The organism is Paenibacillus enshidis, assembly GCF_042136365.1.
GTDB classification, from domain to species: domain Bacteria; phylum Bacillota; class Bacilli; order Paenibacillales; family Paenibacillaceae; genus Paenibacillus; species Paenibacillus enshidis.
Genome location: NZ_JBHHMI010000002.1, coordinates 44,901 through 68,652, shown reverse-complemented (window position 1 = coordinate 68,652; position 23,752 = coordinate 44,901). Strand labels below are relative to the sequence as shown.

Here is a 23,752-nt window from a genome sequence, read left to right as displayed (position 1 = left end):
AGCGATGAGGTTGGGGAAAGAGCGCAAGTATGCCAGGATTGAAGGTCCGCTTCCCGGGCCGAAAACGGCTGAGCTGCTCCGTAGAAGGGAGGCGGCCGTAGCGGGCGGTGTCGGCAATAACTTTCCGCTGTTTGTGGAAAGCGCCAGCGGCGCGCTGCTCACGGATGTGGACGGCAACGTGTTTCTCGATTTCGCCGGCGCGATCGGCACGATGAATGCCGGCCATTGCCCGCCGGCGGTCGTGCAGGCCGTGCAGCGGCAGGCGGAGCGGTTTCTGCATACATGCTTTCATGTCGGCATGTATGAGCCGTATATAGAGCTGGCCGAGAAGCTTGCGGCGCTTGCGCCGGGCTCCTTTGCCAAAAAAGCGGTGCTGCTGAACAGCGGTGCCGAAGCGGTGGAAAATGCCGTGAAAATCGCCCGCAAGTATACCGGCAAGCCCGGCATCGTCTCCTTTACACGCGGCTTTCATGGGCGTACGCTGCTGGGCATGAGCTTGACCAGCAAGGTGCGGCCGTATAAATTCCAGATGGGCCCGTTCGCCCCGGCTACATATAAGGCCCCTTATCCTTACCCGTACTATCGTCCGGAGACCATGAGCGAGGAGCAGTATGCGCGCTTCTGTCTCGACCAGTTTGCGGATTTTCTGCTGACCGAGGCTGCGCCTGAGGAACTGGCGGCGGTCATTATGGAGCCGGTGCAGGGAGAAGGGGGCTTTATTGTACCGCCAAAGCTGTTCGTCCATGGTGTGTTTGAGCTGTGCAAGCAGCATGGCATTCTCTTCATTGCGGATGAAATCCAGACCGGTTTTGGCCGTACGGGTGTGATGTTTGCCAGCACGCATTTTGGCATTGAGCCGGATCTCATCACCGTATCCAAATCACTTGCCGCAGGTTTGCCGATCAGCGCCGTTGTCGGCAGAGCGGATATTATGGATGCGCCTAATCCGGGAGAGATCGGGGGAACTTACGGTGGCAGCCCGTTGGGATGCGTGGCTGCTCTTGCCGTCATTGACCAGATGGAACGGGAGAATCTTTGTGAACGGGCCGGGCAGATCGGACTGCGGATCAGAGAACATTTTGATAATCTGCAAAAGCAGTACCCTATCCTCGGTGATGTCCGTGGTCTCGGAGCGATGTGCGCTGTTGAATTTACGGATCCATCCAGTGGCAAGCCTGCCGCAGCATTTGCGGCAAAGCTGGTTCGTGCCTGTTATGACAGAGGTGTCATTTTGCTTACTGCCGGTATTCATGGGAACGTGATCCGTTTTCTGACTCCACTGGTCATTACCGACGAGCAACTGGAGGAAGGCCTTGACATTATAAGCGAATCGCTTGCGGACATGTATGCTTGAGCCTTTTAGCGTTGTTTAAAGAAATGGACAACTGTTTCTATACATGCTACCATTATATTGTTTTTCATATTATATTTTAGTATTTTAAAGAACAGGTGACGAGCTGTGCGTAAGCGCAGCCTCGTCTTAAAAGGGAAGCCGGTGCAAATCCGGCACGGTCCCGCCACTGTAAGCGAGGAGCCGGTCTGCAAGTTCGTGTCACTGTCGTTATTCGACGGGAAGGCCGCAGACGGTGAAGATCCGCAAGTCAGGAGACCTGCCTGCTTCTTGGATGTCACTAACCTACGCGGATAGGGGGTGGCCGGCACGGTTCACGAGCATGTCGTCGGGCTTTTTTTCAGCTGTTTTCATTTTCTGTTGTGATCATGGAAGCTCAGCCTGAATACTGCCCTGCGCTTTTCTTTGATCCAGTACGGGCACTCTCATCAACTTGAGGGTGCTTTTTTTGCTGTGTATTTTAAGAATCTCCTTAAGTTTAAAGGGAGGAAAGGAGCTAAATGAACAAAAAGCAGAATGGAGGGCCTCAAGCGAAACCTGTATGGTTTGTGGCTCATCTACTGGCATGGACGATTATCCTGATCGCTTCAATCACCATCTCTGTCATGCTTGGACCCGTGCGCATTCATCCCGAGCAGGTGTGGAACATTGCCTTTTCTCATCTTCCTCTCCTGGATGGCTGGATGGATGGATCGTGGACGAAAGCGCAGGAGCATATTGTGTGGAATATCCGCTTCCCCCGGGTTTTACTGGGGGCTGTCATTGGCGCCGGATTGGCTGTCACAGGAGCGGCGATTCAAGCTCTTACACGGAACTCGCTGGCTGATCCTTACATCCTGGGCGTTTCTTCGGGGGCGTCCACAGCGGCGGTGCTTGTGATTATTTTCGGAGCCTTCCGTTTTCTCGGGATATACGCGCTGCCTCTTTCCGCATTTGCAGGCTCGCTGCTTGCCATGGTGCTCGTGTTCATCCTGGCCAAGGTTGGTGGAGAGATTTCAACAACGAGATTGCTGCTGTCCGGTATTGTCACTTCCATGATGCTGTCAGCCGCCACTAACTTTATCGTCACATTGGCCCCCCATGCGGACGGCATCCGCTCCGCAATGTATTGGATGATGGGCAGTCTGACCGGCGCGAAATGGGAGCATCTGACCGTCCCGGCCCTTATCGTTGCTGTGGGAGCTGCAGTGCTATTGTCCCTGCACCGTTCGCTGAATTCCCTGCTTATGGGGGAGGAGGCGGCAGTGACGTTGGGAGTCAACATTGCCGCTTTTCGTATTTTACTCGTCGTTATTACAGCCCTGATAACAGGCACGATTGTCTCTGTAAGCGGTTCTATCGGCTTCGTCGGGCTGATGATTCCACACATCGCCAGGATAATGACCGGTTCCGATCATCGCCGGGTACTGCCGTTAAGCATGCTGCTTGGTGCGATATTCATGATCTGGGCGGATGTGGCCGCACGGCTCGTGCTGGCACCGGAGGAGCTGCCGATTGGCATCGTCACAGCCTTATGCGGAGGGCCGTTCTTCATCTGGCTGCTGCGCAGAAGTACATACTCATTTGGAGGGAACGGTAAATGAATGTGTCGGTTGAAGGAGTCTCCTACAGTGTGCAGGACAAACAACTGATTGATTCAATTCTGCTGCATGTGCGAAAGGGTGAGCTTGTCGGGCTGATCGGGCCAAACGGCAGCGGAAAATCCACTCTTCTGAAAAATATTTACCGTGTCCTGCAGCCTGATTCCGGCCGGATATCGATTGACGGACAGAACCTGCATTCCATATCGCATCGAGAGACAGCCCGGCAGATCGCTGTAGTGAGCCAGGAAGCACCGGTCGCCTTCGATTTCTCCGTCAAAGACATGGTCTTGATGGGACGTAATCCTCATAAAAAGTGGTATCAGCCGGATAGTGGGGAGGATCTGAGGTTGGTGGAGCAGGCGCTGGAACGTGTCGGCTTGCTGCAGGATGTGGGGCGCAGCTTCTCAACCCTGTCCGGTGGAGAAAAGCAGCGTGTTCTTATCGCGCGGGCGCTTGCACAGCAGGCCAGATTTCTTATTCTGGACGAGCCTACCAATCATCTGGATATCAAGCATCAGCTGCAAATTATGGATCTGGTAAAAGGGCTCAAAATCACTTCATTGGCGGCGCTGCATGATCTGAACATCGCGGCCTGCTACTGTGACCGCTTGGTTGTCATGAAGGATGGCAAAGTAATTGTGGCAGGGACACCGGAGGAAATCCTCAAGCCCGAGCTGCTGTTTACCATTTTTGAAGTGGCGACTGAGGTGGTCAGGCATCCGATTACAGGCAAACCATCAATAACATTTCTGCCAGAGATGAGCGGAATGGAAAATATCAGTCCAAATGATTGGACAAGCGGAGGAAGCCATGATTAAGTTTAAAAGATTATTCAATCTGTGTTTGGTTGGCACAGCATTGATTTGCCTGCTGTCTGCGTGCGGTAGCGCTTCTCAGAAAGCTGCGGCCATATCACCAGCCGGGGCGCAATCGGACCGGCAGAATTCAGGGGAAGAGCCGGTTGTCATTGAAAATATGGGGGAAAAGCTTGTGTTCACCGAACCTCCGCAGCGTGCCGTTACGCTGAATCAGCATGCGACAGAGGTGATGCTGGCGCTTGGCCTGGAGAATTCCATGGTGGGGACGGCTTATTTGGATGACCAAATTCTTCCTGAGTACAAAGAACAGTACGACAAAATTCCTGTGTTGTCGGAACAATACCCGTCCCAGGAAGTGTTTTTTGCAGCAAATCCGGATTTTGCCTACGCGGGCTGGAAAAGCGCCTTTACCGAAAAGACACTTGGTTCCAGAGCAGAACTCGCCGGGCAAGGCGTGCAAACCTATGTCCAGGAATCTTCAAACAAGCCAGGTCCGACAATGGACGATGTGTATCAGGACATTTTGAATATTGGCCGGATTTTTCGTGTCGAGGAAAGGGCGCAAGCTCTTGTGGATGACATGAAACAGAAAGTCGGGCAGATCCAGGAAAGCATCGGTACGGTCAGCGAGCCTGTCAAGGTGTTCGTCTATGACAGCGGTGATGATACCGCGTTTACGGCAGCCAACACTTATCTGACAAGCCTGATTAACATGGCGGGCGGAAAAAACATTTTTGATGATATCGAAAAAGGCTGGGCCACGGTCAGCTGGGAGGAGGTTGTGAACCGCAACCCGGACGTCATTGTCATCGTCGATTATGGGGATACAAGCGTGGAACAGAAGAAAGCTCTGCTGCTGAGCAACGCTGCATTAGCGGATGTTGCCGCCATCAAGAACAAACGCTTTGTTGTGATGCCTCTTTCGGCAGCAGCGGAAGGGATACGCGCACCGATGGCGTTAAGGACACTTGCCAATGGATTTTATCCTGATAAAGCAGCAGATATGAAATAGTTGTTTGTTTTTCAAAATCAAAAGAAGCCTTTCCTGGAATTGAAGCGGTGAGCAGCAGTTCCGGAGGAGGGCTTCTTTTACGTAATTTTAACAAGCGGGGAATTATGTAAATACATAATCATTCACTGTAAGTAATGTAATCAGGTGGTTCATTGGCGCCGTAATATGTTTGTTTTTGGACAAAAGGATTTGCGAATAAAACGGCAGGATAGCTCCCCGCGTAATAGAAAAGCCGGACAGGGCATGCTGAAGAAGCTGCTGCTCAACGGCAATTCTGGGAATCATCGCGATTCCCATACCATAGATGACACATTGCTTGATCCCCTCAATACTTCCCATTTCAGACACGGTTTCATAAGTCACACCATGATCGTTCATGGATTGCTCCAGCGCTTCCCGGTATTTGCACCCTTTCTCTGTAAAAATAAACGAGCTGTTGTGCAGCTCATGAATCGATACATCATCCCTGCCGCTCAGAGGATGGTTTTGCGGGCAAATGAATATAAATTCCTCATTGCGAATAGGAAAAGCTCTTAAGTCAGGAGCTGAAACGGGAGTGCTTAATACGATCGCCAAATCAATCTCATTATTTTTTAGTTTACGAATGTTGTCTTCATCAGATGCAGGAAAAAAAGTGACATTCAGCTTTGGATACGTCTTACGGAACAATTGAAAATACGGAGGAAGTAAAAAAGCGGCAAGTGTCTCCGTCGTGCCAATTCGCAGGTCTACGGCAGAATCCGGAATGAGCAGATTCTCTGCCCCCAGATAACCCTCAACAATCTTGTCCGCAAAGTGAAGAAGTCTGAATCCCGGCTCGGTCAGCTTTAATTTGTTGCCGTTTCGCACAAACAGCTTGGTGCCGAAATGGTTCTCAAGCTTCTTAATCTGTACACTGACCGTTGGCTGCGCATAGTTCAACTGCTCTGCTGCTTTCGTGAGGCTCAGGAAGCGTGCAGCTTCACGAAAAGTAATAAAGTATTGAATATCCATGCTTCTCCCCCACCGTGAAGTATTAAACATCGTAATTGTTCGATTACGATCGTTAGAGATAAGTAATACACCTCGTATGCTATATTATAAACTATTCCAAGTGGAAAACTATACTATAATTCGTGAAGAAGTGGAGGAGTCCTGTGAATCTATCATTTAAAAGGCTGCCTATCGTAATGTTATTAAGTTTAGTCCTTGTGCTTGCCGCATGCAGCGGCAAGCCGGAAGCCTCCAGCGTACAAGGGAATGAAGAGGGCAATCCCGTTTCCGGCGGCATATTGGAGGTAGCCTATCCCGCCAATCCTGCCACACTTGATCCTCATCTGACCACCAATCAAGCGACGAGAGACGTCTCCCGCAATATCTATGAACAGCTGCTGACGCTGAACAAAAACTATGAGGTTATTCCTCAACTGGCCGAATCCTATGAGGTTAGTGAGGATGGGAAAACCTATACCTTCTATCTTCGTCAAGGTGTGCTGTTTCATAACGGCAAGGAGATGAAAGCTGAAGATGTAGTAGCCTCCATGGAGAAATGGCTGGCCACCTCGACCCAGGGGCAAGCCAATCTGAAAGGGGCGGCATTTTCGAAAATCGATGATTATACCGTACAGCTTACGCTGGAGGCACCATCTCTTATAGGTTCCTACATACTTGCTGACACGGCTCCCTTTCCAGGCATTATGCCCAAAGAGGTCATCGACGCCGCCGGTCCCGAAGGCGTAAAAGAGTTTATCGGAACAGGTCCTTACAAGCTGGAGGAATGGAAGACCGATCAGTATGTTCATCTGGCCAAATTTGCGGATTATGCCCCGCAAGAGACAGAGTCGAGCGGACTTGGCGGCAAGAAGAACGCTTATCTGGATGAGATTTACTTCCGTTATGTGACAGACGAGTCAACCCGTGTTGCCGGCATTATGACAGGAGAGTACGATGCGGCGTTTGGTATCCCTTTTGATAATGCCGAACAAATCGAGTCGACGGATGGGGTTAGCAACTACTTCAGTGAAGGGGGCATTGTGACTTATGTCTTTAATAAGAAAGCAGGCCCGTTCGCGGATCAGAAGCTGAGGCAAGCCTTTAACCTGGCTCTGAATTATGATGAAGCTCTTACTGCGGCATACAGCGACAGCCGCTTCTATAAGCTGGATTCGTCACTGGCGCTTCCTTCCCAGACCGATTGGTACAGCAAGGCGGGAGCGGAGCAATACAATGTAAATGATATCGAAAAAGCCAAACAATTGGTTGCGGAATCAAGCTATAGCGGGGAAGAGGTTGTCATCCTGACCACACGCGACTATCCAGAGCAATACAATCTGGCGGTTGTTGCCCAAGAGGTGCTCAAATCCATCGGTGTAAATGCGAAGCTGGACGTGTATGACTGGCCGACGGTTCAAGAACGCCGGACAGATGAAAATAATTTCGATCTGTTTGCCGTAAGCTTTGCCACACGTGCAACGATCCATCAGTATCCATTCCTGGAGTCTGGTGCGGATTATCCTGGGTGGACCAACAGTCCGGAAATTGATGAATTGCTTGCTCAAATTCAAGTAGCCCCTTCCATTGAGGCTGCCAAACCATTGGTGGATGAATTGAACCGGAAAAATTGGGAGTATCTCCCGATCATCAAGCTGGGCAACATTCAGAATCTCATTGCTGTCCGCGACAATGTAAAGGGCTTTGATGATTTAGTCGGGCCGATTCTGTGGAATGTGTGGATCGATGAATAGTGCCGGGGGTTCAGGCTAATGGCCAAATATCTGATTCAGCGGGTTCTGTCGCTGCTTCCTGTGCTGCTGGTTGTTGCAGTTGTCGTTTTTTTGCTGATCCATCTAACCCCTGGTGATCCTGCAAGCGTCATTCTAGGAGATGAGGCAAGTGCGGAAAGTGTAGCTGCGTTGCGTGAGCAGCTGGGATTAAACCTTCCGTTGCATCAGCAGTTTTTTGCCTGGTTCGGCAATGTGCTCAGGGGGGATCTGGGGAATTCCATCTTTATGGATATGAGCGTGGCCGAAGCGTTTTTCAGCAGAGTGCCGCCTACGTTGTCCCTGGCGATTCTCGCCCAGATCATCGCTGTTGCCCTTGCTTTATATATGGGCATTATGGCTGCGAGAAAAAGAGGCACACTGGCAGACCAAGCTGTGATGGGCATATCCCTGCTCGGGATATCCGTGCCCAGCTTTCTGCTCGGTTTATTTCTGATCCTGATCTTTGCCGTCGAGTTTAAATGGCTCCCGGTCGCGGGTTACCGGCCTTTAAGCAACGGTTTGTGGGACCATCTTCGTTACCTGCTGCTGCCGGCGATCGCGCTTGGGGCGATGCAAGCAGCGCTGATCGCACGCATGACCCGGTCGTCACTGATCGAAGTGCTGAGTGAACAATACATCAAAACAGCCCGGGCGAAGGGGCTTAAAGAGAAAAAAGTCGTGTACAAGCACGCCCTGAAGAATGCTTTTATTCCTATATTAACGGTAATTGGTGAAACCTTCGGAACCTTGATTACCGGAGCGGCTGTTATTGAAACCGTCTTTAACATACCGGGAATCGGGCAGCTCATCATCAATTCCATTGAAAGGAGAGACTTTGCGGTCATTCAGGGCAGCATTTTGCTGATCACGATCACCTATGTATTGCTTAATTTATGGATTGATTTGCTTTATGGTCTTCTCGATCCACGTATCAAGCTAAATCGGCATTAGAAAGGGGGATTCATGTGCCGAAAATTACGCGAAACAGCAAAGCGCCAACTTCCGGCAGGTATAGCATCGCTCTGCGGAGATACTGGTCGAACCCCCTGCTGGTTACGGGGACCGTTTGTATCAGCTTGCTGACCCTGGCAGCGCTCTTTGCTCCCTGGATCACATCCTATGATCCGTATTCGATTGAAGCGCTGAACCGGCTTAAGCCGCCAAGCGGCGAGCATTATTTCGGAACCGATAACCTTGGGCGCGATGTATATACACGCATCCTATTCGGTTTAAGGGTATCTTTGCTCGTTGGAGGAGCGGTAACGAGCATCTCGGGCCTTATCGGTCTGGCGGTTGGACTGCTGTCGGCTTATTATGCCGTATGCGATCATATTTTGATGAGAATTTGCGACGGTTTATATGCTTTCCCGTCCATTTTGCTGGCTATATCTATCGTTGCCATTATGGGGCCGCGAACGATAAATGTCATTATTGCTCTGTCCATCGTCTATGTTCCGTCGATTGCCCGGATTGTTCGATCGGCAGCGCTCGTTGTCAAAGAGAAAACCTACATCGAAGGATTAAAGGCTCAGGGGGCGGGACCCTTTCGCATTATCGGTCTGCATATTTTGCCGAACGTGCTCTCGCCTTTGGTTATTCAAGCCTCATTTATTTTTGCGGTATCCATCTTAACCGAGGCTTCTTTAAGCTTCCTTGGTGCGGGTATCCCTGCTCCGGCGCCTAGTCTTGGCAATTTGTTGCTTGATGGCAAGAACGTTATTTTTAACGCCTGGTGGATGACCGTTTTCCCTGGTGTTTGCATCATTTTGATGATTCTTGGTCTTAACCTGCTCGGAGACGGACTGCGTGATTTCCTTGACCCCAAAACCAAGAAGAAACGGCATGTCAAAAAGAACAAGAAGACGAGTATAGGCAGGAGAGAACGCAATGAACCAGACCTCACTATTGGAAGTTAGAGATTTAACAACCCTATTCCCCACAGAAACAGGCATCATGAAGGCGGTTGACGGTGTTTCCTTTCATATTGATCCCAAGGAAACATTAGGCATTATCGGGGAGTCCGGCTGCGGAAAAAGTGTCACCGCCGAATCGATCATGCGTCTGCTTGATGAGGAATCGACAGATTACAGAGGGCAGATACTCTACAACGGTACGGATTTATTACAGCTACCTGAGGAGAAGATGCGGGAAGTGCGGGGGAATGAAATAGCGATGATTTTCCAGGATCCGATGTCATCACTGAATCCCGTGTTTACTATTGGCGATCAAATGATGGAAGCACTTATGCTGCACCAAAACCTGAACAAAGCCCAGGCGAAACCAAGGGCTGTAGAGCTGCTGCGCTTAACCGGCATATCTGATCCCGAGGCCCGGTTTCATGGATATCCTCATGAATTATCAGGAGGAATGAGGCAGCGGGTCATGATTGCGATGGCCTTATCCTGCGAACCGAAGCTGCTGATTGCAGATGAGCCGACCACGGCGCTGGATGTCACGATCCAGGCGCAAATTCTGGAATTGATGAATGAGCTGAAAGCCAAGCTTGGCATGGGCATCATGCTCATTACGCATGACCTGTCGGTAGTTGCCCAGATGTGCTCACGGGTTATCGTGATGTATCTGGGTGAGGTTATTGAAGAAGCGGATGTTGTAACCCTGTTTGATAATCCTTTGCACCCGTACACGGTTGGTCTGCTGAAATCCGTGCCCCGGTTGGACGGAGAGCGCAAAGGCAGGTTATATGAAATCAGAGGTACTGTGCCTTTAATGAAAGAAGTGAGCGGCAGCTGCAGATTTGCGCCCAGATGTTCTTTTGCCACCGACATTTGCCGTTCACAACCGCCTCGTTTGGAAGAAACCGCACACGGACAAAAAATAAGGTGCTGGCATTACGCTGCCATTGCTGAAGAAAGAAGGGGGAGTCCGGGACAACCATGAGCGAACAACCGATTCGTGAACAGCCTCTGCTGCAGGTTGAACAATTAACGAAATATTTCACTGCCAAATCCGGACCTTTCTGGAGAAAAAATCAGGTGAAGGCGGTGCAGGATGTTTCTTTTTCAATATATGAGGGTGAAACCTACGGTTTGGTCGGAGAATCGGGAAGCGGGAAAAGCACAACCGGCAGGACGCTGCTTCGTTTAACGGAACCTACAAGCGGCAGAGCCTGCTTTCAGAATCAGGACATTTTTACGCTTCGGGGAAGAGAGATCCAAGCGTTAAGAAGAGAGATGCAAATGATCTTCCAGGACCCTCTTTCATCACTGGACCCCAATAAAAGGGTCGGCTACAGCATTGCTGAGCCGTTGGCCATTCATGGTCAGGGCTCCAGACATGAGCGGCATGAGCGCGTACTTGAATTGTTAAGCCGCGTAGGGTTGAGTGCCAGGCATGCGGAGCGGTTTCCGCATGAATTTTCCGGGGGGCAAAGGCAGAGGATTGGTATTGCCAAAGCGCTTGCGCTGCGGCCCAAACTGGTGATCTGCGATGAACCGGTGTCCGCACTTGATGTATCCATCCAGTCGCAAATCCTAAATTTATTAATTGAGCTTCAAGCCGAGTACGGTTTATCCTATTTGTTCGTTTCCCATGACCTCAGTGTAGTCAGGCATATTGCGGACCGGATTGGAGTAATGTATCTCGGGCATTTGGTCGAGCAAGCCACGACGGATGAATTGTTTGCCCGCCCTTTGCACCCGTACACGCAATTTCTGCTGTCCGCCATCCCGGCACCCCATCCCAAATTAAAGAGAGAGCGGATTCTGTTACAGGGGGATATCCCTTCACCTGCCAACCCGCCGTCAGGCTGCGTGTTTTATACACGCTGTCCGTATGTAATGGATGTTTGCAAGCAGATTAAGCCTGCTGCCATGGAATTATCCCAGGAACACAGTGTGCAGTGCCATTTATATCATGACGAGCTGAGAGCAGAGACTATTTTAAATTAGAAAGGAATGACAGTTCATGTCAAGTAAAGACTGGAAGCAGAAAGAAGCGGCGATGCTGCTGCTCATTGAGGAAATCGTCAATATTGAAAGCGGAACCTTTGTGAAATCAGGGGTGGATTTAGTAGCGGCCAAGCTAGGCAGCCTTTATAAAGAGATCGGCTTTCAGGTGGATGTGCAGGAACAGAAGGAAAGAGGGAACAACCTTGTGATCACTCATCCGGAGGCGCAGCATCCGGAAATTCTCATTATTGCGCATATGGATACGGTCTTTCCTGCCGGAACCGTTGCGGAGCGGCCTTTTTCAAGAGACGAGAAGTATGCCTACGGACCGGGAGTATTTGATATGAAAGCCAGCCAAATCACAACCTTGCATGCCATCAAATATTTGCAGGAGAAAGGAAGCGACAGTTATAAAAATGTGCGGATTATTCTGAACTCTGACGAGGAAGTGGGCTCAGTTCATTCCCGTTCATTGATTGAGCAATATGCGGAACTAAGCAAGTATGCTCTGATTGTCGAGCCGTGCGATGAGGACGGAACTCTGGTTACGGGAAGAAGAGGGGGCGGAAAATACTATTTGACCGTAACCGGAGTCGCTGCCCATTCCGGAGCCGAGCCTGAAAAAGGACGCAGTGCCATTGCCGAACTGGCACATAAAATCATCAAGCTGCACGCATTGACGGATGCCGAGGCGGGCGTGCATGTCAATGTTGGGGTCATCGGGGGAGGCACCTCAAGCAATACGATCGCACCGCATGCTTTTGCCAATATCGATGTGCGGATGGAAACGAAAGCACAGGCGGAAGAGCTTGACCGCAGCATTCGGGAGATTTGTTCCCGCGTCGATGTTGTAGGCACCTCCTTAGAGCTGCAAGGCGGTATTACCCGGCCGCCGATGATCAAGAATGAGCGGACTGAAGAATTGCTGAGCATTGTTCAGGAGGAAGCGCTGAAGCTGGGAGAAAAATTGCATGACAAAAAGGTCGGTTCCGGGTCGGACGGCAATATTACCTCCTCTGTGGGCATTGCAACCATCGATGCATTGGGTCCGAAAGGCGGCAAGGCGCACAGCAAGGATGAGTATCTGGTTATTGAATCGCTCGTCCCGCGAACGAAGCTGTTAGCCCATGTGATTGAACGTCTGACAAACCGTGAGCAGTGAAGGAGATAACAAATGACGAAAGCGTATATTATCCACGAAAATGAAAGCTGGATTATCCCGCTTCGGGCGGCGCTTGAGGAATTGGATGTGCCGCACGAATTCTGGCATTTGGACGAAGGTCGGCTGGATTTAAGCCAGCGCCCGCCAAGCGGCGTGTACTACAATCGCATGAGCGCTTCATCCCACTCACGGAATCATCGATACGCCCCCGAATACACCGCGAATGTGCTGGCATGGCTTGAGCATCATGGAAGAACAGTACTTAACACCAGCCGCGCACTGGAGCTTGAAGTCAACAAGGTGAAGCAGTATCTGGAGCTGCAAAAGTTCGGTATTGAGACTCCTGTTACCGTTGCCGCGGTGGGCAAAAAAGCAGTGATGGAAGCCGCGAGAAATTTTCCGTACCGAAGCATAATCGCGCGGGAAAGGGGCTCGGCGTCTATCTGTTTGACAGTATAGAAAATTTGGAGGTCTACGTAAACAGCGCAGTCTTTGAGGATTCAGTGGATGGAGTAACCTTGATCCAGCAGTACATCCAAAACGAGGATCAGGTGATTACCCGCTGTGAATTTATCGACGGCAAGTTCTACTACGCGGTCAGAGTGGATACCTCGGAAGGATTTCAATTATGTCCTGCGGATGCCTGCCAAATCGGGGAGCAGCTTTGCCCGGTTGGGGAAGGAACCTCGTCACGTCCGAAATTTGAAGTCATCGAAGGATTCAGCAATCCGCTCATAGCCAAATATGAAGCATTCCTGCAGCAAAACGGAATCAGCTTCGCCGGGATTGAATTTATTACCGATTCAGCAGGCAGAACCTATACGTATGATGTCAATACAAATACAAATTACAATCCGGAAGCCGAAGGGCTGGCTGATGTCTCGGGAATGAGGGAGATTGCAAGAATATTGAAAGGGTATCTGGAGAAAGAGAGACAATTAGCAGAGGATTCATTTTAGCATTTTTCAATCGAGGAATAGAGAAAGTCTATTAGCGCGCTCATGAAACGGATGGTACATTAGTAACACATTAATCCTCACTATGCGCATAGGAATTATAAATTTAGAAAGAGGGGTTCATTCATGAGCGAGCAATTTCGTTTGGCAGAATTGCATGATGCAGAACGGCTGCAGGTTTTAATATTTGAGGCTTATGCCACGATCCGTGAGCTGGAGCTGCATTGGCCGGCTGCAAACGTCAATCTGGAGCAGATTCAGGAGAATATTACACAAAATGAATGCTATGTGCTGGAGGCAGACGGTACGATCGTTGCAACCATTACACTTTCAAAGGGAGACGATGTGAAGCATATTACGGATCTGCCTTTCATTAAATGGTTTGCCGTTGACACGGCCGAGCAGGGCAAAGGATATGGCGGCAGGCTACTCGACTGGGTGGAGAGCCGAATCATCCGCGACAAGCTCGGCGCGTCTGCCGTAACCCTCGGTACCGCCGAAAAGCATCCGTGGCTACTGCCAATGTACGAGCGGCGGGGATATAAAAGCATCTATTCCTTTGATCCCGGCAACGGTGACGGTGTTGGCCATTTGCTGCGCAAAATTGTGAACCTTGAATTGTTCGAGCAAGCCCATAGCGGTGGACGGGAGGAAGCGATAAAGCAGCATTAAATCAGGTGCGAAGAAGCGTTTATCTAAAGGAAGTGACGGAGGGGGCAACAGGATGAAGAAAATGCGGCTGCTGTCTGCAGCACTGGCTCTTGCAATCGTGACCGCTGGTTGCGGCTCAACGGCTGACAGCAATAACGGAAGCGTGGAAAATACGGCAAATACAGCCTCGGGAAGCTCAGGAGGAGGCGCTAAGGTAAAAAAGATTATCGTTGGTACAGGAACAGGCTTTCCCCAGGTTTGCTTTATCGATGAAAACGGCAAACTGACCGGCTATGATGTCGAGCTGGTAAGAGAAATTGATAAACGCCTTCCCGAGTATGAATTCGAGTTTCAAACGATGGAGTTTTCCAATCTGCTGTTAAGCCTGGAAACGAACAAAATTGATTTTGTGGCTCATGAAATGGAGAAAAACCCGGAGCGTGAACAGAAGTATCTGTTTAATAAAGTACCTTATGCCCACTGGAAAAACAAAATTGTCGTCGCCAAGGATAACAACTCCATCCGGACGCTGGACGATTTGGTTGGCAAGAAGGTGCTGACAAGCGCGACAAGCGCCGCCGCGCAAATTCTTGAAAATTACAACAAGCAGCATGAGCGGAAAATCGAGCTTGTGTACCAGAACGGCGGCGCAAACGATACGGTCAGCCAGATTACGAGCGGGCGGGTCGTAGCCACCGTAAGTGCGGATTTTACACTTTCTTTGACCGATCCTCAGGGCAAATTGAAAACCGCAGGCGACAGCCTGTCTGAGGCGGATATTTTGTTCGTATTCCGCAAAAATGATGCCGACGCGCAGAAGCTGGCGGATGAAATCGATGCTGCGCTGGAGGAGATCAAAGCTGATGGTACGCTGGGCAAGCTGAGCACGGAGTGGCTGGGCGACGATTTTACGGCAAACGCTTCGTGACACGATACAACCTCTTTAACGGAAAGGTGAGATCGTAAGATGGAATACGGCTTTGATATCACCTATGTATATAAGTATATTCCCAAGCTGCTGGACACTTTGGACATTACATTGCTTATCGTAGCGGGAGGAATTGTGCTGGGCTTGATGGCGGGGCTGCTGGTGGCCCTGCCCCGGCTGTACAAGGTGCCTGTTCTCCAGCATTTATCGGTGCTCTATGTTTCCTTCTTTCGCGGAACACCGATATTGATCCTGCTTTTTTTGTTTTACTACGGGCTTCCGGAGGTTTTAAAGCTTGTCTCGGTTGATATTACGAAGCTGCCTGTTCTGTATTTTGTTATTTTAACGTTCGGGCTTCATGCCGGAGCCTACATTTCTGAAAATATCCGGGCGGCGGTTCTTGCTGTTAACCGCGGACAGGTGGAGGCGGCTTATGCGGTCGGAATGACGGGGTATCAGGCCTTTGTCCGGATCGTGCTGCCGCAGGCATTGGCTATAGCCGTACCCGTCTTCTCCAATCTGGTGCTTGCCATGCTGAAGGATACTTCTCTTGCCTTTACACTTGGCGTCATGGAGCTGACGGGGAAGGCGCAAACGCTTGGATCGTTAACCCAGCATTTCATCGAGACCTATCTTTCGCTCGCACTCATTTACCTTGTGATCAGCATGATTCTGGGACGAATTCTGCTCCTCGCGGAACGGAAGCTGCAGCGGCATATGCGCCAGGATGAGGGAAGCAAAAACCGGTCTGCTGGCCACAGACGATTGTCGCTCGGACGTCTATCCGCGAAGCCCCGCCCCGGGCAAGAGGGAGGTGTCCGGCTATGAACCTTGATCCGGGTTTTATCTGGACAGCGTTCGTGCAGCTGTTATCCGCCATCCCGACTACGCTGTACATTACCATCGTCTCCGTCTCTTGCGGCTTCGTGATCGGTACAGTCACAGCACTGTTCCGCATGCGTCGTATTCCGGTTCTATCCCAGCTATCGACAGCCTATGTGACTTTTATTCGTGGAACGCCAATGCTGACGCATCTGCTGTTAATTTATTTCGGCTTGCCGGTGATCGTTGATGGACTGTCGGCTCTGTTGGACCTGGGCTGGAGCTCGGCGAAAATTCCGATGATTGCGTTTGCGTTCATCTCTTTCTCGATCACGTCAGGCGCTTATATGTCCGAGGTTGTCCGCTTTGGACTGCAGGCTGTTGACCGCGGGCAAATGGAAGCGGCCTGGTCCATCGGCATGACTACTGCTCAGACCTTGCGCCGTATCGTTTTTCCGCAGGCGTTTGCGGCCAGCCTGCCGAATTTGTCCAACTCGGTCATTGGTATGCTGCATGGTTCAACGCTGGCCTTTACGGTGTCGGTGGTCGATTTGAACGCGAAGGCCCAGATCGTAGCTTCAAGCAACTGGAAATATTTCGAGGCATACCTCGCCGCGGCCATCATTTTCTGGGCTTTGACGATTCTGATCGAGCGCGTTACCGGGATAATTGAACGCAGGATCAATATTTACAGAAAAGGAGGCGTAGCATGATCCGTCTTAGCGGCATTCGAAAATCGTTCGGCCGCAGCGAGGTTCTCAAGGGAATCGAGTTGACGGTTGGGAAGGGTGAGGTTGTGGCTATTCTTGGGCCAAGCGGCTCCGGGAAAACGACGCTGCTTCGCTGCATCAATTATTTGGAACGGCCAAGCGACGGGACCATACACATTGGGGATTTTGTCCTGGACTGCAGGCATGCCGGGAAAAAGGAGATTCATGCGCTGCGCCAGCGCTCGGCGATGGTATTTCAGCAATACAACTTATTCGCACACAAAACCGCGCTTGAGAACGTCATGGAGGGGCTTATTGTGGTGAAGAAGCTGAACAAGACTGAGGCTCGGAAGCGCGGCATCCAGCTGTTGGAGAAGGTTGGGCTAGGTGCAAAGCTTGACGCCTATCCAAGTCAGCTTTCGGGAGGGCAGCAGCAGCGGGTCGGTATCGCAAGGGCCTTGGCTATGGAACCTGAAGTGATCCTGCTCGACGAACCTACTTCCGCCCTTGATCCGGAGCTTGTAGGAGAGGTGCTTGCAGTGATCCGCCAAATCGCCAGGGAAGGCATCACGATGATCATTGTGACGCACGAGATGGGCTTCGCGCAGGAGGTTGCCAATCACGTGGTCTTTATGGACGGCGGAGTGATTGTGGAAGAAGGCAGTCCCGCCGAGCTGTTCGGCAGACCGAAGGAGGAACGGACGAAGCAGTTTTTGAAACGGTTAATTCCGGAGTCAAGCTATTCCATCTAGGAGGCAGGAAGCCATGACGATTACAATAAGTGTTTTGGATCAAAGCCCGATTTATCAGGACGAGACAGGGGCAGAAGCTCTTGCGCATACGGTGGCTTTGGCGCAAAAAGCGGAAGAGCTTGGCTTCAAGCGTTTCTGGGTAGCGGAGCATCACGATTCCGAGCAGTTGGCAGGATCGTCGCCGGAGGTGCTGATCGCATATTTGCTGGCAAGAACGTCGCGCATCCGCATCGGCTCGGGAGGCATTATGCTGCAGCATTACAGTCCGTATAAAGTAGCGGAGAATTTTCACGTGCTGGCTTCACTTGCCCCGGGCCGGGTCGATCTGGGCGTCGGCCGCGCGCCGGGCGGACTGCCGCGCAGTACGCAAGCGCTGCAAAAAAATATCGCAAATCCGCTATCCTTGACGGACAAAATTGTTGAGCTGCGCAGGTATTTGGCCGTTGAGCCGGACGAAGACGGTGCGCTCGCCGGACTGAAAGCAACGCCGATTCCGCCGCTGGCCCCCGAGCTTCATCTGCTTGGTGCGAGCAGCGGCAGCAGCGAGCTGGCCGCAAGCCTTGGACTGCCATACGTATTCTCACTGTTCATTGGCGGTGACGAAGAGGCTGCCGTAGAAGCAGTGCGCCAATATCGGACCCGCTTCAATCACGGGGCGGGAAAGGAGCCGCAAATCATTTTAGCGCTGTCCGTCATTGTGGCGGACACCGATCAGGAAGCGCAGAGCCTGATTCCGCCGCAAAGGCTGGTGAAGGTTCATTTGGCCAGCGGACGCACGGTTACGGTCAGCACGTTGGAGCAAGCCGAAGAGTTCGGACGCCAATCTGGGGAGCCCTACACGATTGAGGAGAAAGATCCGTTGATCACGGCAGGCTCCAAGGAGACTGTTCGCGATAAATTGCTTGCCCTGCAGAAGGCGACAGGTGTTGAGGAGTTTATCGTCACCACCAACGTGACACCTTTCGAGCAACGGCTGCGCTCGTACGAGCTGCTTAGCGAAGCTTTTGCGGAGGTCCGAGCCTAATTAATACCGGAGGGGAAATGTATGAGCAAGGAGACGGAGCTATGGAGCGCTGCCGCTCTGGCAGGCCGTTTGACGGAAATCCGGAGGGAACTGCATCGCAATCCGGAGCTGTCGAATGAAGAGTTCGAGACGACGGCGAGAATCAGAAGATGGCTTGAAGCGGCCGGAATCCGCATTGCGGAATATCCGCTGCGGACAGGTGTCATAGCCGAGGTGGGCGGAAGACACGGAGGGCCTGTTATCGCGCTGCGGGCGGATATTGACGCACTTCCGATTCAAGAGGAAACAGGACTGTCTTTCGCCTCTGCCGTTCCGGGCAAAATGCATGCCTGCGGCCATGATTTCCACACGGCCTCGCTTATTGGGGCAGCCTATTTGCTGAAAGAACGCGAGCAAGAACTCAAGGGGACCGTTCGGTTATTATTCCAGCCTGCGGAAGAAAAAGCGGCCGGTGCCCGCCAGGTGGTTGAAAGCGGCGCTCTCGAGAATGTGCGGGCTATTTTTGGCCTGCACAACAAGCCCGATCTGCCAGTAGGCACGATCGGCATTAAACAAGGGCCGATCATGGCTGCTGCGGACGGATTTAAAGTCGAAGTGCAGGGCAAAGGTTCCCATGCCGCAGTGCCGGAAGCGGGCATCGATCCCATTGTCATCGCCTCACATCTCATTACGGCGCTGCAATCCATTGTCAGCCGTAATGTCAGCGCCCTGGATAGTGCGGTGATCAGTGTAACGAAGCTGCACAGCGGTACGACCTGGAATGTGATCGCCGACAAGGCGGTGCTGGAGGGAACCGTCCGTACCTTCGATGAGGAAGTACGCAGCCGAGTGCTGGCCCGTTTCGATCAAGTTGTCGAAGGGGTCGCGGCTGCTTTTGGAACAAGTGCAGCCGTGCGCTGGATTGAGGGACCGCCTCCAGCTATCAATGATGAAGCATTGGCGGAGCTCGGCTGGCAGGAGGCGGAGCATTTGGGACTTCTGCCGATTGTCCCCGCACCATCACCGGCTGGAGAAGATTTTGCCGTTTACCAGAAGCTTGTGCCGGGCTTGTTCGTATTTTTGGGTACATCAGGCAGTCAGGAGTGGCATCATCCGGCATTTGATCTGGATGAACGCGCACTGCCGGTCGCAGCGGATTATTTGGCCGGCATAGCGGTACGCGCTCTGGGTTATTATGCAGAAGGCTCTGACGGGAAACAGGTACTATAGCACATAACATGGAAGTGGCAGGGAACTACAGAACACATAATTGAGGAGGATGGAACATGGCGAAGCAAAAACAGCTTAAACTCGGGGCGCTCCTGCATGGAGTAGGCGGAGGAACGTCGATGTGGCGTCATCCGGACGCTCGGCCTGACGCAAGTGTTAATTTTGAATTATACAAACAATGGGTCCGGAAGGCGGAGGAAGGCAAATTTGATCTTATCTTTATTGCCGACGGCTTGTATATTAACGAAAAATCGATTCCCCACTTTCTGAACCGGTTCGAGCCGCTCACGATTCTGAGCGCATTGGCCGCTGTCAGCAAAAATATCGGGCTTGTCGGCACATTGTCGACGACCTACAGCGAGCCATTTACCGTAGCCCGTCAGTTCGCCTCGCTGGACATGATCAGCGGGGGCCGCGCCGGATGGAATATCGTTACATCCCCGCTGGAAGGCTCGGCCCTGAACTATGGCGGCAGGGAGCATCCCGAGCATGACAAGCGGTACGAGATCGCAACCGAGTATCTTGACGTCACCCGCGGCCTGTGGGATTCCTGGGAGGATGACGCCTTTGTAAGGGATAAGGAAACCGGCGTATTTTTCGATCCCGAGAAGCTGCACACCTTGAATCACACAGGCAAGTTTTTCTCCGTTAAAGGGCCGCTGAATATCGCACGCTCCAGGCAGGGGCAGCCTGTTGTTTTCCAGGCCGGGTCGTCCGAGGTCGGTAAAAACTATGCTTCGAAGGAAGCGGATGCGGTATTTACCGGTCATGAGACGCTGGAGGAGGCAGCGGAGTTTTATCGGGATGTGAAAGCGCGCGCGGCTGCGTTCGGACGAAATCCGGAGCAGGTGCTGATCTTTCCGGGCATCTCGCCGATCATCGGCAGTACGCCAGAGGAAGCCGAGCGCAAGTACCAGGAGATTGCCGGGCTAGTGACCATTGAGAATGCGCTGAATTATCTGGGCAGATTTTTCGAGCATCATGATTTCTCGCAATATTCGCTCGACGAACCGTTCCCGGATCTCGGGGATCTCGGTAAAAACAGCTTCCAAAGCGGCACGGACAAGATTAAAAAGAACGCCAGAGAGAAAGGATTGACGCTAAGACAGGTAGCGCTGCAAGCCGCGACACCGCGCAGCGGTTTCATCGGAACCCCTGAGCAGGTAGCGGATCAGATTCAGGCGTGGTTTGAAGAGGAAGCCGCTGACGGGTTTATGATTACATCCGCTGTCCCTACAGGGCTTGAGGATTTTGTGAATCAGGTTGTGCCAATTTTGCAGGAAAGGGGGATTTACAGGACCGAGTATGAAAGCGACACGCTGCGCGGCAATCTCGGGCTGCCCGTGCCGGAAAACCGCTATGTCAGAAAGAAGGCGACTGCAGGGCAAGGAGGAGCAAAATGAGCAGGATCGTTTTTATTATTGGGAGCCCGAAGGAGGGCTCCCGTTTGTTCGGACTGACAGACTATTTGGAAGAGCAGCTTACGCTTGCCGGCTACAGCGTTGCTGTCGTGTCAGCAACAGAGCTGCCTGCAGAGGAATTGCTTAGAGCTGACTTCAGCCATCCGGTCATCCAGAATGCTGTTTCCGTGATTGAGGAGGCTGATGCCATTGTTATCGCGAGTCCGATCTATAAGGCCGCTTATTCGGGGGCACTGAAAACAATATTGGATCTGATCCCGCAAAAAGGATTTGCGGATAAGCCTGTACTCCCGCTGTTCATCGGACAGTCGGTCATGCATCTGCTTGCCGTTGATTACGCGCTGAAGTCGGTGGTTGCCGCCCTGGGCGGAACCCGCATTCTCGGCGGTGTATTTTCCGTGGATCAATGGGTGGGCCGCTTGGAAGACGGTGGGTTCAAGCTAACGGAGAAACTAAAAGAGCGTCTGGATGACGCATTTGCCGAACTGGTGGCCGAACTGGGCGGATATGCCCCGAGGTCGACGTTAACGCATTAAAGGAGATGTCAGCAAGCGATTCCGGAAAAGCGGCAGCGTTCGCCTTTACCCCTGTATTTCTACAGCTAAAAGGGCCATTTTCTTTTGCTGTTTCCATCACACTGTAGATCTTCGCGCTGGCTTTGGCTCCGCGAGCTGTGCCCGCAAAAACTTCCTCTTCAGCAACACGCCGCGCGGAGCAAAAGCAAGTGCGATCATCTACAGCATCGCGGAAACCGCAAAGGCGAATGACCTGAAGCCGCAGGCTTATCTGCAGTATCTATTCGAGCAGTTGCTGCAGCTTCAACGTTTATTTCCACTCTGCAACATCGGCAATCGGCTTTCGTGTTGAAGGGCGGCCATCAGAATCTGCCTTACCGATGGATACCAGCATAACCGAAACGTAACGTTCCTTGTCCAATCCAAATATTTCAGCAATGTTCTCCTTATCATACCCACCCATGGCACAAGTGTCATAACCGTAAGAACGTGCAACCAGCATTAACTGCATAGCCACCAGTCCGCCATCGGTTAAGGCCACGTCTTTACGAAAATGATCCGGGCTATTGCTATAATGAATATTGATAGCCTCAAGGATATATTCTTTCACATTTTCAGTCATTGATCCCTGTTTTACTTCTGCATTGAAAATTTCTGGCGCACTCGCAACATGCTCTAGGTCACCAAAAATTGCAATTACAGCAGACGAAGTTACTATCTGTTGTTCATTGTATTGTTGCCCATTGAATATGGCCAAAGGCAGCAATTTGGATTTAGCCTCTTCGCTTTCAATGACTAGGAAACGCCATGACTGCAAATTATAGGACGAGGGAGCCTTGGTCGCCTTGGTTAATATATCCTTCATTTCATCGCGGCTAATCTTAACAGAAGTATCGTATTTCTTAATCGCCCTACGTTCAAAAACAATTTTGTTGAAATCGTTTATCCGATTTCCATGCTCATGTAAATTCATGCTTCTATTCTCCTTTTTTTGTTGGATTTATATTCGATTGCAGGAACATCATACCGCGAGATCTAAGGGTCAACTAGTACGGTGTTTATGCTACTATAAAAACTAGTACCTTAACTTAACTCACACGAAATCCGATAAAACAAATGCATTCGTTATAAGATTATGGTACAATCTATATTCGTTATAAGATTATGGTACAATTTATTAAGCATAGATCACTTGGAAAGGGGATGAGACTCTTGAATGACGAACTGCGCCGTAAGGAGCTTGCTGAATTTTTGAAAAACCGTCGCAACAGGACAAGACCAGAACAAGTTGGACTGAGTAACAACTCTAATTCTCATAGAAGAACTAAGGGCCTTCGCCGGGAGGAAGTGGCGGTTTTGTCAGGAATCTCAGTGTCTTGGTACACATCCCTTGAACAAGGGAGAGACGTGGGTATATCAGATAGTGTCATCGCAAGCTTGGCCCGTACTTTAAAGTTAAGTCGTGATGAAAGAGTTCATCTCTATGTCCTAGCGGATCGCAAGATCCCTCTGGAATCGGTTTCAGATGTGTCATATCTGCAAATATCCACTCCTGTGCTTCAACGCATCGTTGATCAATATATACATCTGCCAGCCTACGCCATTGACGGTCAGTGGAATCTGTTAGTTTGGAATCAGACAGCCACTGAAGTATTTGGATTGCAGTCTAACAAGATGAAAAACTGTTCGGGAAATCTGATCTGGTTAATGTTCAACGACCCCGTTGTACGAGGCCGTTATGCGGACTGGGAAGACTCGGCCCGAAAGCTACTCGCAGCTTTTCGTTACACTTTTGCTCGGCGGATGGAAGATCCCTACATCATTGAAATTATTATGAAGCTTTTGGAAGTGAACGAAGACTTCAAAAAGATTTGGGAACTCCATGACGTCCAGTGTTTTCGGGATGATAACCATTTTAAAATGCAGCATCCCTCTGCAGGTGAAATTAATGTTCGTTCCAACACGTTTTATGCAGGCGAATACGACGATGTTACCCTCGTTTTGTATACACCTGAAGACGATCTGGATGAGAAAAATTTGATGAATTTAGGAGCATTCAGGCCAATAAATTCATTGAACCCCTGATTATTTGATGATACACTGTTTGACCAGACAATTATAATCCTTGAAATTCGGGGGTAACAGCGATTGGAGGAATGCTTCGTTCTCGGAGCGTCTCACAGCTTGCG

22 protein-coding genes, 2 pseudogenes and 1 riboswitch are annotated in these 23,752 nt (G+C 51.0%); of the genes and pseudogenes, 22 read left to right on the top strand and 2 right to left on the bottom strand.

The window, feature by feature from the left end; translation table 11 throughout:
- The first annotated feature begins 10 nt into the window (after nt 1-10).
- From gabT to ACE41H_RS02860, 4 genes are all read left to right on the top strand, one after another.
- Nucleotides 11-1,354: a 4-aminobutyrate--2-oxoglutarate transaminase gene (gene gabT / locus ACE41H_RS02875; protein ID WP_375353257.1), complete on the top strand. Its 1,344-nt coding sequence runs from the start codon at nt 11-13 to the stop codon at nt 1,352-1,354.
- A gap of 76 nt (nt 1,355-1,430) precedes the next feature.
- Nucleotides 1,431-1,632: riboswitch (cobalamin riboswitch) on the top strand.
- Nucleotides 1,633-1,851: 219 nt separating this feature from the next.
- The gene (locus ACE41H_RS02870; protein ID WP_375353255.1) at nt 1,852-2,934 is read left to right on the top strand and encodes a FecCD family ABC transporter permease; all 1,083 of its coding nucleotides are present in this window, start codon (nt 1,852-1,854) and stop codon (nt 2,932-2,934) included.
- Nucleotides 2,931-3,752 carry an ABC transporter ATP-binding protein gene (locus ACE41H_RS02865; RefSeq protein ID WP_375353254.1) on the top strand — a complete coding sequence of 274 codons (822 nt, stop codon included), beginning with the start codon at nt 2,931-2,933 and terminating at the stop codon, nt 3,750-3,752. The genes ACE41H_RS02870 and ACE41H_RS02865 overlap by 4 nt, the downstream gene beginning before the upstream one ends.
- Entirely contained in the window at nt 3,745-4,764 is a 1,020-nt protein-coding gene (locus tag ACE41H_RS02860; protein ID WP_375353253.1) for an ABC transporter substrate-binding protein, read from the top strand. Before ACE41H_RS02865 ends, ACE41H_RS02860 begins: the two co-directional genes overlap by 8 nt.
- Nucleotides 4,765-4,866: 102 nt before the next feature.
- Here the strand turns inward: ACE41H_RS02860 and ACE41H_RS02855 are convergent, their stop codons facing one another.
- Nucleotides 4,867-5,757 carry a LysR family transcriptional regulator gene (locus ACE41H_RS02855; protein WP_375353252.1) on the bottom strand — a complete coding sequence of 297 codons (891 nt, stop codon included), beginning with the start codon at nt 5,755-5,757 and terminating at the stop codon, nt 4,867-4,869.
- Nucleotides 5,758-5,933: 176 nt separating this feature from the next.
- Here ACE41H_RS02855 and ACE41H_RS02850 point away from each other — a divergent pair, with 176 nt between their 5' ends.
- The 17 genes and pseudogenes from ACE41H_RS02850 to ACE41H_RS02770 form a co-directional block, all read left to right on the top strand.
- Nucleotides 5,934-7,487 carry an ABC transporter substrate-binding protein gene (locus ACE41H_RS02850; protein ID WP_375353251.1) on the top strand — a complete coding sequence of 518 codons (1,554 nt, stop codon included), beginning with the start codon at nt 5,934-5,936 and terminating at the stop codon, nt 7,485-7,487.
- 18 nt (nt 7,488-7,505) lie between these two features.
- Nucleotides 7,506-8,456, top strand: coding sequence for an ABC transporter permease (locus ACE41H_RS02845; protein WP_375353250.1), 951 nt, complete (start codon nt 7,506-7,508; stop codon nt 8,454-8,456).
- A gap of 14 nt (nt 8,457-8,470) precedes the next feature.
- Nucleotides 8,471-9,421, top strand: a complete 951-nt coding sequence (locus ACE41H_RS02840; RefSeq protein ID WP_375353249.1) for an ABC transporter permease — start codon at nt 8,471-8,473, stop codon at nt 9,419-9,421.
- The gene (locus tag ACE41H_RS02835) at nt 9,393-10,403 is read left to right on the top strand and encodes an ABC transporter ATP-binding protein (protein ID WP_375353247.1); all 1,011 of its coding nucleotides are present in this window, start codon (nt 9,393-9,395) and stop codon (nt 10,401-10,403) included. Before ACE41H_RS02840 ends, ACE41H_RS02835 begins: the two co-directional genes overlap by 29 nt.
- Nucleotides 10,400-11,413, top strand: a complete 1,014-nt coding sequence (locus tag ACE41H_RS02830; protein WP_375353246.1) for an ABC transporter ATP-binding protein — start codon at nt 10,400-10,402, stop codon at nt 11,411-11,413. Before ACE41H_RS02835 ends, ACE41H_RS02830 begins: the two co-directional genes overlap by 4 nt.
- Before the next feature lie 16 nt (nt 11,414-11,429).
- Complete coding sequence (locus ACE41H_RS02825) at nt 11,430-12,575, top strand: M20 family metallopeptidase (protein ID WP_375353244.1); 1,146 nt, start codon at nt 11,430-11,432, stop codon at nt 12,573-12,575.
- Between the two features lie 12 nt (nt 12,576-12,587).
- Nucleotides 12,588-13,534 (top strand): annotated as a pseudogene (locus ACE41H_RS02820) (ATP-grasp domain-containing protein).
- A gap of 123 nt (nt 13,535-13,657) precedes the next feature.
- Complete coding sequence (locus ACE41H_RS02815) at nt 13,658-14,203, top strand: GNAT family N-acetyltransferase (RefSeq protein WP_375353243.1); 546 nt, start codon at nt 13,658-13,660, stop codon at nt 14,201-14,203.
- Nucleotides 14,204-14,255: 52 nt separating this feature from the next.
- Nucleotides 14,256-15,110 (top strand): transporter substrate-binding domain-containing protein, encoded by an 855-nt coding sequence (locus ACE41H_RS02810; RefSeq protein ID WP_375353241.1) that lies wholly within the window; start codon nt 14,256-14,258, stop codon nt 15,108-15,110.
- 39 nt (nt 15,111-15,149) lie between these two features.
- Nucleotides 15,150-15,938 (top strand): amino acid ABC transporter permease, encoded by a 789-nt coding sequence (locus ACE41H_RS02805; protein ID WP_375353240.1) that lies wholly within the window; start codon nt 15,150-15,152, stop codon nt 15,936-15,938.
- Nucleotides 15,935-16,645 carry an amino acid ABC transporter permease gene (locus tag ACE41H_RS02800; RefSeq protein WP_375353238.1) on the top strand — a complete coding sequence of 237 codons (711 nt, stop codon included), beginning with the start codon at nt 15,935-15,937 and terminating at the stop codon, nt 16,643-16,645. Before ACE41H_RS02805 ends, ACE41H_RS02800 begins: the two co-directional genes overlap by 4 nt.
- Nucleotides 16,642-17,394: an amino acid ABC transporter ATP-binding protein gene (locus ACE41H_RS02795; protein ID WP_375353236.1), complete on the top strand. Its 753-nt coding sequence runs from the start codon at nt 16,642-16,644 to the stop codon at nt 17,392-17,394. The genes ACE41H_RS02800 and ACE41H_RS02795 overlap by 4 nt, the downstream gene beginning before the upstream one ends.
- Before the next feature lie 13 nt (nt 17,395-17,407).
- The gene (locus tag ACE41H_RS02790; RefSeq protein WP_375353235.1) at nt 17,408-18,418 is read left to right on the top strand and encodes an LLM class flavin-dependent oxidoreductase; all 1,011 of its coding nucleotides are present in this window, start codon (nt 17,408-17,410) and stop codon (nt 18,416-18,418) included.
- Nucleotides 18,419-18,439: 21 nt separating this feature from the next.
- Entirely contained in the window at nt 18,440-19,627 is a 1,188-nt protein-coding gene (locus tag ACE41H_RS02785) for a M20 peptidase aminoacylase family protein (protein ID WP_375353233.1), read from the top strand.
- Nucleotides 19,628-19,683: 56 nt separating this feature from the next.
- Nucleotides 19,684-21,030 carry an LLM class flavin-dependent oxidoreductase gene (locus ACE41H_RS02780; protein ID WP_375353232.1) on the top strand — a complete coding sequence of 449 codons (1,347 nt, stop codon included), beginning with the start codon at nt 19,684-19,686 and terminating at the stop codon, nt 21,028-21,030.
- Nucleotides 21,027-21,584 (top strand): NADPH-dependent FMN reductase, encoded by a 558-nt coding sequence (gene ssuE / locus ACE41H_RS02775; RefSeq protein WP_375353230.1) that lies wholly within the window; start codon nt 21,027-21,029, stop codon nt 21,582-21,584. The genes ACE41H_RS02780 and ssuE overlap by 4 nt, the downstream gene beginning before the upstream one ends.
- A gap of 142 nt (nt 21,585-21,726) precedes the next feature.
- Nucleotides 21,727-21,915, top strand: a pseudogene (locus ACE41H_RS02770) (transposase domain-containing protein); the annotation flags it as partial.
- Here the strand turns inward: ACE41H_RS02770 and ACE41H_RS02765 are convergent.
- Nucleotides 21,874-22,536 (bottom strand): nitroreductase family protein, encoded by a 663-nt coding sequence (locus tag ACE41H_RS02765; protein ID WP_375353228.1) that lies wholly within the window; start codon nt 22,534-22,536, stop codon nt 21,874-21,876. The pseudogene ACE41H_RS02770 and the gene ACE41H_RS02765 overlap by 42 nt on opposite strands.
- A gap of 239 nt (nt 22,537-22,775) precedes the next feature.
- On the opposite strand from ACE41H_RS02765, the gene ACE41H_RS02760 reads away from it, so the two are divergent.
- Nucleotides 22,776-23,648, top strand: coding sequence for a helix-turn-helix transcriptional regulator (locus tag ACE41H_RS02760; protein WP_375353227.1), 873 nt, complete (start codon nt 22,776-22,778; stop codon nt 23,646-23,648).
- Nucleotides 23,649-23,752 lie beyond the last annotated feature (104 nt).

Excerpts from the sequence above, each read along its gene's own strand:
- ACE41H_RS02870 (WP_375353255.1), top strand. The coding sequence starts at position 1,852 with ATGAACAAAAAGCAGAATGGAGGGCCTCAAGCGAAACCTGTATGGTTT.
- ACE41H_RS02865 (WP_375353254.1), top strand. The coding sequence starts at position 2,931 with ATGAATGTGTCGGTTGAAGGAGTCTCCTACAGTGTGCAGGACAAACAA.
- ACE41H_RS02860 (WP_375353253.1), top strand. The coding sequence starts at position 3,745 with ATGATTAAGTTTAAAAGATTATTCAATCTGTGTTTGGTTGGCACAGCA.
- ACE41H_RS02855 (WP_375353252.1), bottom strand. The coding sequence starts at position 5,757 with ATGGATATTCAATACTTTATTACTTTTCGTGAAGCTGCACGCTTCCTG.
- ACE41H_RS02850 (WP_375353251.1), top strand. The coding sequence starts at position 5,934 with ATGTTATTAAGTTTAGTCCTTGTGCTTGCCGCATGCAGCGGCAAGCCG.
- ACE41H_RS02845 (WP_375353250.1), top strand. The coding sequence starts at position 7,506 with ATGGCCAAATATCTGATTCAGCGGGTTCTGTCGCTGCTTCCTGTGCTG.
- ACE41H_RS02835 (WP_375353247.1), top strand. The coding sequence starts at position 9,393 with ATGAACCAGACCTCACTATTGGAAGTTAGAGATTTAACAACCCTATTC.
- ACE41H_RS02830 (WP_375353246.1), top strand. The coding sequence starts at position 10,400 with ATGAGCGAACAACCGATTCGTGAACAGCCTCTGCTGCAGGTTGAACAA.
- ACE41H_RS02825 (WP_375353244.1), top strand. The coding sequence starts at position 11,430 with ATGTCAAGTAAAGACTGGAAGCAGAAAGAAGCGGCGATGCTGCTGCTC.
- ACE41H_RS02815 (WP_375353243.1), top strand. The coding sequence starts at position 13,658 with ATGAGCGAGCAATTTCGTTTGGCAGAATTGCATGATGCAGAACGGCTG.
- ACE41H_RS02810 (WP_375353241.1), top strand. The coding sequence starts at position 14,256 with ATGAAGAAAATGCGGCTGCTGTCTGCAGCACTGGCTCTTGCAATCGTG.
- ACE41H_RS02805 (WP_375353240.1), top strand. The coding sequence starts at position 15,150 with ATGGAATACGGCTTTGATATCACCTATGTATATAAGTATATTCCCAAG.
- ACE41H_RS02800 (WP_375353238.1), top strand. The coding sequence starts at position 15,935 with ATGAACCTTGATCCGGGTTTTATCTGGACAGCGTTCGTGCAGCTGTTA.
- ACE41H_RS02795 (WP_375353236.1), top strand. The coding sequence starts at position 16,642 with ATGATCCGTCTTAGCGGCATTCGAAAATCGTTCGGCCGCAGCGAGGTT.
- ACE41H_RS02790 (WP_375353235.1), top strand. The coding sequence starts at position 17,408 with ATGACGATTACAATAAGTGTTTTGGATCAAAGCCCGATTTATCAGGAC.
- ACE41H_RS02785 (WP_375353233.1), top strand. The coding sequence starts at position 18,440 with ATGAGCAAGGAGACGGAGCTATGGAGCGCTGCCGCTCTGGCAGGCCGT.
- ACE41H_RS02780 (WP_375353232.1), top strand. The coding sequence starts at position 19,684 with ATGGCGAAGCAAAAACAGCTTAAACTCGGGGCGCTCCTGCATGGAGTA.
- ssuE (WP_375353230.1), top strand. The coding sequence starts at position 21,027 with ATGAGCAGGATCGTTTTTATTATTGGGAGCCCGAAGGAGGGCTCCCGT.
- ACE41H_RS02765 (WP_375353228.1), bottom strand. The coding sequence starts at position 22,536 with ATGAATTTACATGAGCATGGAAATCGGATAAACGATTTCAACAAAATT.